This window comes from Streptomyces sp. NPDC002536, assembly GCF_053594995.1.
This window is the reverse complement of record NZ_JBSFWU010000079.1, coordinates 25,786-37,800: the sequence shown is the minus strand read 5'-3', so window position 1 is coordinate 37,800 and position 12,015 is coordinate 25,786. Positions and strand designations below refer to the sequence as shown.

Genomic DNA, 12,015 nt, shown 5'->3' with positions numbered 1-12,015 from the left:
GCCGATTCCAGCTCGCGCCCGCACATCGCGGTCGACGCCTCCTGCCGCACCACGTGCCAGACCTTGACCTCGGCCAGCGGGTCCGCTGCCGCGCGTGCCCGCGCTGCCACTCCCCTGGTATCCCTCGAACTCGCGCCCGGTGAGGAGTTGCGAGTAGTCGTGGTACATGACGCCCGTGAAGACGCCATACGGGGCGCGTACTGGTGCGGTTCGTCAGCGCCCCGTAGGGGCGCGGGGAACTGCGCGACCAGCCACGACGCACCCGCGGCTGAGGTTCCCCCAGCTACCTCCCCCAGCTACCGCTGGGGGTGCCCCCAGGAGGTGCCCCCAGGGGCTTCGCCCCGGACCCCTGGTGTGGTGCGTCGGCTGCGGGCTGGTCGCGCCCACGCGGCGGAGCCGCAAATCGAAACAGCCCCGCGCCCCTGACGGGGCGCTACGCGCGCAGCGTCGCCGACGGAGAATGCCCGTAGCGCCGCTGGTAGACGGCCGCGAACCGGCCCAGGTTGGAGAACCCCCAGCGGAAGGCCACCTCGGAGACCGTGACGTCGCCGTCGCCCCGCGCAGCGGCCAGCTCCTCGTGCGCCCGGGACAGCCGGATCTCGCGCAGATAGCCGAGCGGCGTGGTGTCCAGGTAGCGGCGGAACGCCTCCTGCAGGGCGCGCGGGCTGACCCGGGCCGTCGCGGCCAGGTCCGCGAGCGTCAGCGGCTCCGCGGCCCGCTCCTGGGCCAGGGCCATCACCCGGCGCACCGCGGGGTGCCCGACGGCGCCCGTACGGCGGACGTCCACGCCCGGGGTGATCAGCTCGTGCGTCTCCATGAGGATGGCGGCCGCCGCCTGCGTCAGCTGCGTCGCCACGATCGGGCTGTGCTGCGCGACGCCCTCGCCGAGCACCTCGCGGTGCAGCGCGGCGGAGATGCCCTCCCAACTGCGCACCGCGGCGGGCGAGACGGCGCCGTTGAGGGAGAACCGGGCCCGGACCGGCCCGTCGCCGCCGAGCGCCTGGCCGGCCGCCGCCTCGACCGTCTCGCGCGAGAGCCGCACGGTCGTCATCCGCGCCCCGCTCTCCCAGTACACCTGGAACTTGCGGTACGGGTCGAGCACATAGGTCTCCCCGGCCGAGACGACCCGCTCCTCGCGCCCCGGCGAGACCACTCTCACCGTGCCGTGGCTGAGCCGGCAGACCAGCAGGTACGAGGTGAGCGGCTGCGGGTCCACCAGGGTCACGGCCCCGCCGTACTGCAGCCCGGAGACGGTCACGCCGGGGAAGCCGCCCTCGGCGTACCACGCGGAGAAGGCGTCGGCGCTGCCCAGCACGCTGAGCCGGTACGGGCTGTAGGCGCTGCTGATGATCGCCTGGGTCTCCTCCAGGCTCTGGCCGCGCACCAGCGTGCGCATGTTGCTGCCGGGATCGTCGGCGGGATCGGGATCGGGGTCGGAGTCGGGGTCGGGGGCGTGGGTGTCTGCGTCGGGTTCACTCATCGGGGCTCCCCACGGAAGACCGCGTTCTCCGGCCGAGATCCGCGTTTTCCGCATAGCTGACGGACGGCCCAGTGAGTACCTTCATGGTTGTCCGCAGTCAAGGCGGGGCCTCGTCCCATCAGTGGTTTCGGGACAGGTCCGGGGATGCGGGCGGCCCTGGGCAGCACGGGGGAGAACGGGGGAAACCCAGGGCCGGTCATCCGAAGTGGTGGCGCCCCGCCGTTCTGGTCCGGACGGCGGGGCTCGCCCGTGTGCCCGCACACGGGCGGCGGGTCAGCCCTTCACCGCTCCACCCAGCGCGAATCCGCCGCCGAGGCGGCGGGCGACGATCCCGTACAGCAGCACCACGGGCGTGGAGTAGAGGATCGAGAAGGCCGCGAGCTGGCCGTACGCGACCTGCCCGTAGTTGCCGAAGAACGTGAAGATGCTGACGGACGCGGGCAGTTTGCCGGGGGACAGCAGCAGCATGAAGGGCACGAAGAAATTGCCCCACATCATGATGAAGCTGTAGATAGTCACGACCGTGAGGCCCGGTCCCATGAGCGGCAGAATGACCCGTACGAGTGCCTGGAGCCGACCTGCCCCGTCCGTCCACGCGGCCTCCTCCAGAACCGTCGGGACGCCGTCCATGAAGTTCTTCATCAGCCAGATCGAGAAGGGCAGTTGGGCGGCCGCGAGGAAGAACGCCGTACCGTAGACGGTGTCGATGAGGTTGGTGCGGACGAACAGCCCGTAGACCGGCACCATGATCGCCGTCATCGGCAGGCACGTCGCGAACAGCACGCCCATCAGGTACGGGCGCGTGAACCGCGAGCGGTAGCGCGAGAGCGGATACGCGGCGAGCGCCGCGCAGACCACCGTCAGCAGGGTCGCCCCGCCGCACAGCAGCAGGCTGTTGAGCATGGGCGTGAAGGTGATCTCGTCGGTCAGCACCGCCGAGAAGTTGTCCCCCGTCGGGGACGCCGGCACGTGCACACGCAGGTCCGCCGCGCCGTCCACGGAGGCGCTCAGCAGCCACACCAGGGGGATGGCGAAGGCCGCGGCCACCACGAGCAACGCGGCGTCGGCGGCGAGCCGTTGGCGGGTGCGACGGGCGGAGAGCGAGGGCATGACGGCCACCTCCGTGCGCGTGCGGCGCTCGGAGGATAGCGCGGCGTCCCCGCCCGCGGCAGCCTCGCCGAGGTCGGTCGTCGGCGGCGTCACGTCCCGCGACCGGCCGGGCTCACCGCTGGGCCGGTGCGGGGGAGTAGATGTGGCCGGCGAACTCGGCGAGCTGGTTGTCCGGCAGGTGCCGGGCCAGATCGGCCTCGCTGATCATGCCGATCATGCGCTTGTTGTCGATGACCGGCAGCCGGCGGATGCGGTGGCTCTCCATCTCGTGGAGGACGTCCTCGATGTCGGCGTCCGCCGCGATCCAGCGCGGCGTGCCCTCGATGACGTCCGAGGCCTTGCATTCAGCCGCGTTGCGCCCGTCCGCCACGCACTTCACGACGATGTCGCGGTCGGTGATGATCCCGCACAACCGCTCGTTGTGGGTCTCGTCGCCGACGGGCAGGGCGCCCACGTTGAGCTGGCGCATCAGCTCGGCGGCGTGCTGAAGGGTGTCACTCTTGGTGATCCAGTGAGCACCGGGGTGCATGATGTCCCTGGCCGTGGTCATGGTGTGCCTCCTGCATTCCGGCGTCATGAACGGCTCTGCGCCTCCATCGTCCCCCCGTACGCCGCACACGGCGATCCGACGGCGACAGGCGACGTAGTCCGACCGGATGAACCCGCTGTGCGCCGCGCGGCTGTCAGTGGCCGGTGCCAGACTGAATCGCGCCGGGGCAGCCCGGCGCGAATCCGTCGAAGGGGCACCCCACCATGCTCACCACAGACTTCGTCACCGGCTCACCGAACTGGCTCGACCTGGGCAGTCCCGACATCGATGCGGCCGCCGCTTTCTACAGCGCGGTCTTCGGCTGGGAGTTCCGGTCCGCGGGCCCCGACTCCGGGGGCTACGGGTTCTTCCAGAAGGACGGCAAGACCGTCGGAGCGGTCGGCCCGCTCACCGAGGAGGGCGCGAGCTCGGCGTGGACGCTGTACTTCCAGACGCCGGACGCGGATGCCACGGCCAAGGCCGTGGAGCAGAACGGCGGGCGGGTCCGCAGCGCGCCGTTCGACGTCTTCGAGGCCGGGCGGATGGCCCAGTTCACCGACTCCGGCGGCGCGGACTTCGCCGTCTGGCAGCCGGCCGCGGTCAAGGGCCTGGAGAAGGCCTCGGAGTCCGACGCCCTGTGCTGGGCCGAGCTCCACACCGGGGACCCGGCGGGCGCCTTCGGCTTCTACCAGGCGGTGTTCGGCTGGCGCTCGCAGGCGATGGACATGCCGGGCATGACGTACACGGTGCTGTCCACTGGAGAGGGTGACCAGCAGGACGCGTCCTTCGGCGGCGTCGCCGGGCTGCAGGGCGATGCGGAGGAGACGCGCTGGATCCCGTACTTCTCGGTGGACGACGTGGACGAGACCGTCTCCAGGACGCAGGGGAGCGGAGGTTCGGTCCTGATGCCGGCGTCCGACGTCCCGGAGGTCGGCCGGATGGGGTGGCTGACCGATCCGTTCGGGGCCCCGTTCGCCATCATCAAGCCGGAGCCGCCGCAGTAGGTACTGGGGCGGCACGAGTGCGGTTGGGGGCCTGCGCCCCCAGTCCTCCGTCGACAGTGCGAGTTGTTCGTGGCTGGTCGCGCAGTTCCCCGCGCCCCTTCGGGGCGCGGTCACACCTCATCCCGCATCAGCCGCAGATACACCACCGAGAACCCCGCCCCCACCAACAGCAACAGAAGGGCAACGGCCGTCCCGTACCCGATCAAGGCCTTCAAGAAGGCCTGGTCGTACATGAACACCGGCAGTGTCTCGCTCCGATTGCCCGGCCCCCCGCGTGTCATCGCCCAGATCAGCCCGAACACCGACAGCGTCTGCAGGGTATTGAGCATCAGGTTCGTCCCGATCGACCGCCGGATCATCGGCAGGGTGACGTGCCAGAAGCGCCGCAGGCCCCGCGCGCCGTCGACCTCCGCCGCCTCCGTGACGTCCTGCGGGATGCCGTCCAGCGCGGCCGCATACACCAGCATGGAGAAGGCCGTGCCGCGCCACACGTTCGCGAACGAGACCGCCAGGATCGGCAGCGTGAACAGCCAGTTCTGCGTGGGGAGATGGAGCCATTCCAGCAGGGCGTTGAGCGTGCCGCGCCGGTTGAAGAACGTGTACAGCAGGAACGCCGCCACGATCTCCGGCAGCACCCACGCCGCGACCACCACCGTGCCCACGGCCGTCCGTACCGGCTTCGAGGCGCGCCGCATCAGGGACGCCAGCGCGAAGCCCAGGCTGTTCTGGCCCACGAGCGACGACACCACGGTGAAGATCAGCGTCATCGCCACCGCATTGCGGAAGTCCGGATCCCCGAAGGCCCGGCGGAAGTTGGCGAAGCCGACGAAGGAGGCGGAGGCCTGGCCGGTGAGCTGCATGTCCGTGAAGGCGAGGTACACGCAGTAGGCGATGGGCCCGGCGAGGAAGAGCAGCAGCAGCGCGGTCGCCGGTGCGAGCGGCAGCCAGCGGGAACTCCGGGTGCCCTGCAAGGACTTCACCGGTCTCACCGCCCGGCGATCGACTTCAGCGCGCCGTCGTAGCGCCGCGCCGCCACCGCCGCCGTCGCGTCCCCCGTCGTCACGGACTCCATCGCCTCGCGGATCGCGCTGGAGACCTGTGGGTAGACCGGCAGGGCCGGGCGGTAGTGCGTGTACGCGACCAGTCCCGTGAAGAAGCCGATGCCCGGCAGCGAATCGAGGTACTTCGGGTCCGCGGCGACGTCCGTGCGCACCGCGATCTGGCCGTCCCGCACCGTCCACTCGGTCGCGTTGGCCAGGCTCTGCAGTTCCTCGACCGCCTGCCATGCCAGGTCCGCCTTGCGGGACTTGGCACTGATCGCCCAGGTCCAGCCCCCGGAGAGGCTGACCTTGCCCGGGGCCCGGCCGTCCTGCGTGGGGAAGGCCGCCTGTCCCATCACCTTCGGCCACTGCGGCCACGGATGCCCGCTGCCCGGCTGCCAGTTCTTGCCGAGCCAGGAGCCGTCCAGGTCGATCGCGAGCTTGCCCGAGGGCAGGAAGTCGGAGGCCACCCGGGAGTCGACGTTGGGGTCGAGCGCGTCCGAGGGGTCGGGCCCGAGCTTCTCCGCATAGACCGTGCGCACGAACTCCAGCGCGTCCCGGAAGCCCTTGCTCCCGGTCACCCACGTCCGTTCCGCCGGCTTGTAGAGGGGATCCGCGCCCGTCCCGTACAGCAGCATCTCGAAGCCCTGCATGGTGGCGTACTCGCCGGCGGCCTTGCCCGTGTAGACGTTGAGCGGGATGACGCCGGGCACCTTGCGCTTGACCGTGCGGGCCGCGTCGAGGACGTCCTGCCAGGTGCGCGGCTGCCAGTCCGCCGGGAGCCCGGCCCTGGCGAAGATCTCCTTGTTGAACCACAGGCCCCGGGTGTCCGTCCCGTCCGGGACGCCGTACGTCTTCCCGTCCTCGGCCCGGGCGGCCGCCTTCGCCGTCGGGGCGAAGCGGCCCCAGTCCTTCCAGCCCGCCAGCTTGTCGTCCAGCGGTCTCAGGTAGCCGGCCTTGATGTCGGAGTTGATGAGGAAGGTGTCCTCGTGGACCAGGTCCGGCGCGGTCTTCGCGGACCGCATCATCTGCTGGACCTTGGCGTAGTAGTCCTCCTGGGCCGCCTGGATCGGCACCGGTTCGAGGTGCTTGCCCGGGTGGTCCCGCTCGAACTGCTTCTTCACCGCGGCCAGGAAGTCGTCCATCGTCCGCACCTTGCTGTCCGTGGTGCGCTGATAGGCGATCTTCACGGTGTCCGGGCTGCCGTTGGCATCACCCCCGCAGGCGGGGAGTACGGCGAGAGCGACGGCGATGGCGGCGAGTACGGGGACGGTGGGGCGCACGGCACGACCTCCTGAGGGTCCGGCTCACGTCCGACTCTGAGGACGTACGTTCCCTTCCGCGCCCCCGCGCACGCGTCGGTCAGCCCCGGCTCAGCCACCGGTACAGCAGCTCCGGGCGCCCGACCTGCCCGTATTGCGGTGCGCGGGCCGCCCGCCCGGATTCCACCAGGTACTCCAGATAGCGGCGCGCCGTGATCCGCGAGGCACCCACCGCCTCGGCGACCGCCCCCGCGGAGACGCCCTCGGCGTCGGCCTTCCGCAGCGCCTCGGTGACCGTGTTCAGGGTGTCCACCGAGAGGCCCTTGGGGAGCGCGGCGGACTGCGGGGCGCGCAGCACGGCCAGCGCGCGGTCCACCTCCTCCTGCCCGCTCGCCTCGCCCACGGCCGTGCGGAACTCCGCGTACCGGCCGAGCCGGTCCCGCAGCGTGGCGAAGGTGAACGGCTTGAGCACGTACTGCACGACCCCCAGCGACACGCCCTCCCGCACCACGGCCAGGTCGCGGGCGGACGTCACGGCTATGACGTCCGCGCCGTGGCCCGCGCTGCGCAGCGAGCGGACGAGCTGGAGGCCGTGCCCGTCGGGCAGATAGAGGTCGAGGAGCAGCAGGTCGACCGCCGTCCGTTTGAGGAACTGGGAGGCGTCGTTCCGCGAGTGCACCACGCCGGCCACGGCGAAGCCGGGCACCCGGCTCACGTACAGCGCGTGCGCGTCCGCGGCGAGGGGATCGTCCTCGACGACGAGGACCTTGATGGCGGGGCCGTGCGGGACGGGCGCGGGGCTCGGGGTCGGCTGGGCTGTGCTCATGCGCGTGCTCCTGTGGGGTCGTCTGTGCGGTCGTCTGCGGCGGTGTCGTACCGCGGGCGCTCGAGCCGGCGCAGCGGGAGCCGGACGGTGAACTCGGCGCCGCCGGACGGGGACCGGCCGAGCCCGACCGTGCCGCCGTTGCGGCGGGCGGCCTGCTGGACGAGGGCGAGCCCGAGCCCGCGGCCGTGGGCGCCGCCGCGGTCCGTGCCGGCCGGCGCCTTGGTGGACCAGCCGCGCCGGAACACCTCGGCCACCGCGTCGGGGGCCACGCCCGGCCCCGAGTCGCCGACGCGCAGCAGCAGTTCGCCGGCCTGTGCGTCGGCCCGGACGGTGACGGTGACCTGGCCGGTCCCGCGGACGTCGCGGGCGGCGTCGACAGCGTTGTCGATCAGGTTGCCGAGGACGGTGACCAGGTCCCGGGCGGGCAGATCGGCCGGCAGCAGCCCGTCGTCGATCCGCGTGTCCGGTGTCATCACCAGTTCCACGCCCTGCTCGTTGGCCTGGGCGGCCTTGCCGAGCAGCAGCGCGGCGAGCACGGGCTCGGCCACGGCCTCCACGACGCGGTCGGTCAGGGCCTGGGCGAGCTCGAGTTCGGCGGTGGCGAACTCCACGGCCTCGTCGGCGCGGCCGAGTTCGATGAGCGAGACCACGGCGTGCAGCCGGTTCGCGGCCTCGTGCGCCTGCGAGCGCAGTGCCTCGGCGAAGCCGCGCACGGAGTCCAATTCGCCCGAAAGTGCCTGAAGTTCGGTGTGGTCGCGCAGGGTGACGACGGTGCCGCGGCGCTCGCCGCTGGACACCGGCGACGTGTTGAGGACGATCGTCCGGTCCGCGGTCAGGTGCACCTCGTCGACGCGCGGGCCGGGGGCGAGCAGCGCCTCGGTGAGGGACGTGGGCAGCCCCAGCTCACCGACGTGGCGGTGGATGCAGTCGCCCGGCAGGCCCAGCAGTTCGCGCCCGCCGTCGTTGACGAGCGCGACGCGCTGTTGCCCGTCGAGCATCAGCAGGCCCTCGCGCACCGCGTGCAGTGCGGCTTGGTGGTAGTCGTGCATATGGCTGAGCTCGGTGGCGTTCATGCCGTGCGTGTGGCGCCGCAGCCGCCCGTTGAGCAGGTACGTCCCGACACCGCCGAGGAGCAGCACGAGCAGGGCCACCGCCGTCAGGGCCATGACCTGGTGGCGCACCTGCGCGCTGATCGCATCGACCGTGATGCCTGCGGCGACGAGCGCGGTGACCGTGCCGTCGGCGTCCCGCACGGGCGTGACGACGCGCACGGACGGGCCCAGGGTCCCGGTGTAGGTCTCGGAGAACGTCCGCCCCTGCAGCGCGGGGCCGGTGTGGCCGAGGAAACGTTCGCCGATGCGGGTCGGATCGGGGTGCGTCCAGCGGATGCCGCCCGGGCTCATGATCGTCACGAAGTCGACGTCCGTCTCGTGCCGGACCTGCTCCGCGTACGGCTGGAGGACGGCCGCCGGATCCGGCGACCGTACGGCCGAGCGTACGGCGGGCGAGGCCGCGACGGCCGTGGCTGCGGCCGTCGCCTCGCGGCGGGCGGCCTCCTGGGCCTCGTTGTGGTCCGAGACGTAGGCGAATGCGGCGCACCCGGCCACCACCAGGACGACCAGCACGATCTGCATCGCGAACAACTGACCCGCCAGACTGCGGGGGCGTCGTATGCGGGGTTTGCGCATGGCCGGAATTCTGCCCGCTGGTGCGTTCATGAACGTAATGCACGGAAGCGTGACCACGGTCACATCGCGATGCATAGTTCCCGGTGCCCCACTCGTGCGGGAGCGGGGCGCGTACCGAGCACGACCTCGATGGCGAGGAGACCCCCCATGGCCATGGCAGCGCAGACGACGGCGCCGGACACCCCCGGGCGCCGCCGGGACCGGACCCACTACCTCTACCTCGCGGTGATCGCGGCGGTGCTCGCGGGCATCGTCCTCGGCTTCGCCGCACCCGGCGTGGCCGTCCAGCTCAAACCGCTGGGCACGGGTTTTGTGAACCTGATCAAGATGATGATCTCGCCCGTCATCTTCTGCACGATCGTGCTGGGCATCGGCTCGGTACGCAAGGCGGCGAAGGTCGGCGCGGTGGGCGGCCTGGCGCTGGGCTATTTCGTGCTGATGTCCACCGTCGCCCTGGCGATCGGCCTCCTCGTGGGCAACCTCCTGGAGCCGGGCAGCGGCCTGCACCTGACCGAGAGCCTGCGGCACGCGGGGGCGGCGCAGGCGAAGGGGGCGAGCGAGTCGACGGCGGACTTCGTGCTGGGCATCATCCCCACCACGCTGGTCTCCGCCTTCACCGGCGGCCAAGTGCTCCAGACACTGCTGGTGGCGCTGCTGACGGGCTTCGCCCTGCAGGCGATGGGCGCGGGCGGCGAGCCGGTGCTGAGAGGCATCGGACACGTCCAGAAGCTGGTCTTCCGCATCCTGTCCATGATCATGTGGGCCGCTCCCGTGGGTGCGTTCGGGGCGATCGCGGCGGTGGTCGGGGCGACGGGCGTGGACGCGCTGAAGTCCCTGGCCGTCATCATGATCGGCTTCTATGTGACGTGCGTGCTGTTCGTGGTGGTGGTGCTGGGCGCACTGCTGCGTGTGGTGGCCGGGGTGAACGTCTTCGCGTTGCTGAAGTACCTGGGGAGGGAGTTCCTCCTGATCCTGTCCACGTCGTCGTCGGAGTCGGCGCTGCCGCGCCTGATCGCCAAGATGGAACACCTGGGCGTGAGCCGCCCGGTCGTCGGCATCACGGTCCCGACGGGCTACTCGTTCAACCTGGACGGCACGGCCATCTACCTGACGATGTCGTCGCTGTTCGTGGCGGAGGCGATGGGCAAGCCGCTGTCGCTGGGCCAGCAGGCGTCGCTGCTGCTGTTCATGATGATCGCCTCGAAGGGCGCGGCGGGCGTGACGGGCGCGGGGCTGGCGACACTGGCGGGCGGCCTGCAGTCGCACCGCCCGGACCTGGTGGACGGCGTCGGCCTGATCGTCGGCATCGACCGCTTCATGAGCGAGGCACGGGCGATGACGAACTTCGCGGGGAACGCGGTGGCGACGGTGCTGATCGGCACGTGGATGAAGGAGATCGACGGGGACCGGTGCCGCGAAGTACTGGCGGGGCGGCTGCCGTTCGACGAGGGGGTGCTGGCGGATCAGGCTGCGCCTGCGGCGGCGGACGGGGCCGGGGCCGGGGCTGTGGCGGCGGCTCCCGCGGCGCGGGTGGCGGCCTGAGCGATCCGGAGCCGCGCACTCCGACAGCGGAAATCCTGACTTCTGCCCGCGGGAAAGCGGGGTTTCCGCTGCCGGAAGGGCTGGTTCTGCTCGGGGCGCGTGCAACGGCCCGGATGGCGATGTCCTGGTGATCAGCTGTGACTGAGCGCTTCAGTTGGCCAGCGAGCGTTGCGCTTGGCCAGTTGAACGTGTCGGCTTGTGTGCCAGGGTGGCAGTAGAGAACTCGCGGGTGCGTACACGCATCCGGACCTGAGCACGTTGGGGAGTCGTGACGGTGGCGATGCGGACATTTCCGCTGGTGGGCGGGCCGGTGGAGTTACGGGGTGCGCTGGACTTGGAGCGGACGCAGGCGGGGGTGATGCCTCGCCGGTTGCCCGCGTGGACCAAGGAGCAGTACCAGGACCCGTCGGTCCACGGGGTGACGGTGATGCCTTCAGGGGTACGGCTGGTGTTCCGTACCGATGCGCGTGAGCTTGAGTTCGAGGTACTCACCTCCACAGGGCAGCTCGACACCGACCCCCGGCCCCGCCCGACCGGGATGCTGGAACTGCTGGTGGACGGTGCCCCTGCCGGGCGCCGGCAAGCACCGATGGGCAATGTGGTGCGGATGGCGGGCCCCGGGGCCGCGCAGCGACTGGTCCCGGGGGAGCCGGGGACCGTGCGGTTCGCCGGGCTGCCGATGGGCATGAAGAACGTCGAGCTGTGGCTGCCTCAGCAGACCCCCACGGAACTGTTGGCACTGCGTGCTGACGGCGAGGTGCTGGCACCGTTGCCGGACGGTCGGCGCCGCTGGGTGCACCACGGCAGTTCCATCAGCCACTGCCTCGAAGCCGACGGCCCGACCGGCACCTGGCCGGTGGTGGCGGCTTCGCTCGGGGGAGTGGAGGTGATCAACCTCAGCCAGGCCGGCAACGACATGCTGGACCCCTATGTCGCCCGGACGATCCGCGACATGCCCGCCGACCTGATCAGCCTCAAGGTGGGCGTCAACATCGTGGGCCTGGCCACTTTCCGGCTGCGGACGTTCGGCCCGGCGGTGCACGGATTCCTGGACACGATCCGGGACGGCCACCCGGACACCCCGCTGCTGCTGATGTCCCCGGTGAGCTGTCCGGCACTCGACACGACTCCCGGCCCGACCGCGATGGGCCCTGACGGGAAGATCGCAGCCCTGGGCGACCCGGCCGATGTGGCCCGTGGGGCGTTGTCGCTGACGGTGGTCCGTGACGAACTGGCCCGAATCGTGGCGGCCCGGCGAGCACGCGATCCCCACCTGCACTATCTCGACGGACGCGAACTGCTCGGCCCGCACGAGGTGGATGACCTTGCCGACGGCCTGCACCCCACCGCCGCCGCTTACCGCCGGATGGGCAAACGCTTCGCCGCGCACGCCTTCGCCGACGACGGCCCGTTCCGCTGAGTGACCGGGGCTCCGCACCTGCATCAGGTGCGGAGCCCGAGCGTACCGGCAGCCACACTGTCCGCCCGCACGCTCAACTTGCCAACTGGACTGCTCAGTCACATCAGCCGAGGG

General features: G+C 71.3%; 10 protein-coding genes. 3 read left to right on the top strand and 7 right to left on the bottom strand.

The annotated features are described in order from the left end of the window. Window positions 1-433 precede the first annotated feature (433 nt). From ACWD4B_RS25360 to ACWD4B_RS25350, 3 genes are all read right to left on the bottom strand, one after another. The gene (locus ACWD4B_RS25360; RefSeq protein WP_451422897.1) at window positions 434-1,480 is read right to left on the bottom strand and encodes an AraC family transcriptional regulator; all 1,047 of its coding nucleotides are present in this window, start codon (window positions 1,478-1,480) and stop codon (window positions 434-436) included. A 273-nt stretch (window positions 1,481-1,753) separates the two neighbouring features. Continuing rightward, window positions 1,754-2,590 (bottom strand): carbohydrate ABC transporter permease, encoded by an 837-nt coding sequence (locus ACWD4B_RS25355; protein WP_451422901.1) that lies wholly within the window; start codon window positions 2,588-2,590, stop codon window positions 1,754-1,756. Window positions 2,591-2,702: 112 nt separating this feature from the next. Continuing rightward, window positions 2,703-3,140, bottom strand: coding sequence for a CBS domain-containing protein (locus tag ACWD4B_RS25350; protein WP_451422896.1), 438 nt, complete (start codon window positions 3,138-3,140; stop codon window positions 2,703-2,705). 203 nt (window positions 3,141-3,343) lie between these two features. On the opposite strand from ACWD4B_RS25350, the gene ACWD4B_RS25345 reads away from it, so the two are divergent. Then, window positions 3,344-4,123, top strand: a complete 780-nt coding sequence (locus ACWD4B_RS25345; protein WP_451422895.1) for a VOC family protein — start codon at window positions 3,344-3,346, stop codon at window positions 4,121-4,123. 110 nt (window positions 4,124-4,233) lie between these two features. On the opposite strand, the gene ACWD4B_RS25340 is transcribed toward ACWD4B_RS25345, so the two are convergent. From ACWD4B_RS25340 to ACWD4B_RS25325, 4 genes are all read right to left on the bottom strand, one after another. After that, complete coding sequence (locus ACWD4B_RS25340) at window positions 4,234-5,112, bottom strand: carbohydrate ABC transporter permease (RefSeq protein WP_451422894.1); 879 nt, start codon at window positions 5,110-5,112, stop codon at window positions 4,234-4,236. Beyond that, window positions 5,109-6,446 carry an extracellular solute-binding protein gene (locus tag ACWD4B_RS25335; RefSeq protein WP_451422893.1) on the bottom strand — a complete coding sequence of 446 codons (1,338 nt, stop codon included), beginning with the start codon at window positions 6,444-6,446 and terminating at the stop codon, window positions 5,109-5,111. Before ACWD4B_RS25335 ends, ACWD4B_RS25340 begins: the two co-directional genes overlap by 4 nt. A gap of 79 nt (window positions 6,447-6,525) precedes the next feature. Beyond that, window positions 6,526-7,251, bottom strand: a complete 726-nt coding sequence (locus tag ACWD4B_RS25330) for a response regulator (protein ID WP_451422892.1) — start codon at window positions 7,249-7,251, stop codon at window positions 6,526-6,528. Next, window positions 7,248-8,939 (bottom strand): sensor histidine kinase, encoded by a 1,692-nt coding sequence (locus ACWD4B_RS25325; RefSeq protein WP_451422891.1) that lies wholly within the window; start codon window positions 8,937-8,939, stop codon window positions 7,248-7,250. The genes ACWD4B_RS25330 and ACWD4B_RS25325 overlap by 4 nt, the downstream gene beginning before the upstream one ends. A 153-nt stretch (window positions 8,940-9,092) precedes the next feature. On the opposite strand from ACWD4B_RS25325, the gene ACWD4B_RS25320 reads away from it, so the two are divergent. Both ACWD4B_RS25320 and ACWD4B_RS25315 read left to right on the top strand, forming a co-directional pair. After that, complete coding sequence (locus ACWD4B_RS25320) at window positions 9,093-10,481, top strand: cation:dicarboxylate symporter family transporter (RefSeq protein ID WP_451422900.1); 1,389 nt, start codon at window positions 9,093-9,095, stop codon at window positions 10,479-10,481. Between the two features lie 280 nt (window positions 10,482-10,761). Beyond that, on the top strand, window positions 10,762-11,901 hold the full coding sequence (locus ACWD4B_RS25315) for a GDSL-type esterase/lipase family protein (RefSeq protein WP_451422899.1): 1,140 nt from the start codon (window positions 10,762-10,764) through the stop codon (window positions 11,899-11,901). Window positions 11,902-12,015: the final 114 nt, after the last annotated feature.

What these genes read in the sequence shown, in the direction of transcription:
- ACWD4B_RS25350 (WP_451422896.1), bottom strand. Translation starts at nt 3,140, where the DNA reads ATGACCACGGCCAGGGACATCATGCACCCCGGTGCTCACTGGATCACC.
- ACWD4B_RS25360 (WP_451422897.1), bottom strand. Translation starts at nt 1,480, where the DNA reads ATGAGTGAACCCGACGCAGACACCCACGCCCCCGACCCCGACTCCGAC.
- ACWD4B_RS25315 (WP_451422899.1), top strand. Translation starts at nt 10,762, where the DNA reads ATGCGGACATTTCCGCTGGTGGGCGGGCCGGTGGAGTTACGGGGTGCG.
- ACWD4B_RS25325 (WP_451422891.1), bottom strand. Translation starts at nt 8,939, where the DNA reads ATGCGCAAACCCCGCATACGACGCCCCCGCAGTCTGGCGGGTCAGTTG.
- ACWD4B_RS25320 (WP_451422900.1), top strand. Translation starts at nt 9,093, where the DNA reads ATGGCAGCGCAGACGACGGCGCCGGACACCCCCGGGCGCCGCCGGGAC.
- ACWD4B_RS25355 (WP_451422901.1), bottom strand. Translation starts at nt 2,590, where the DNA reads ATGCCCTCGCTCTCCGCCCGTCGCACCCGCCAACGGCTCGCCGCCGAC.
- ACWD4B_RS25330 (WP_451422892.1), bottom strand. Translation starts at nt 7,251, where the DNA reads ATGAGCACAGCCCAGCCGACCCCGAGCCCCGCGCCCGTCCCGCACGGC.
- ACWD4B_RS25345 (WP_451422895.1), top strand. Translation starts at nt 3,344, where the DNA reads ATGCTCACCACAGACTTCGTCACCGGCTCACCGAACTGGCTCGACCTG.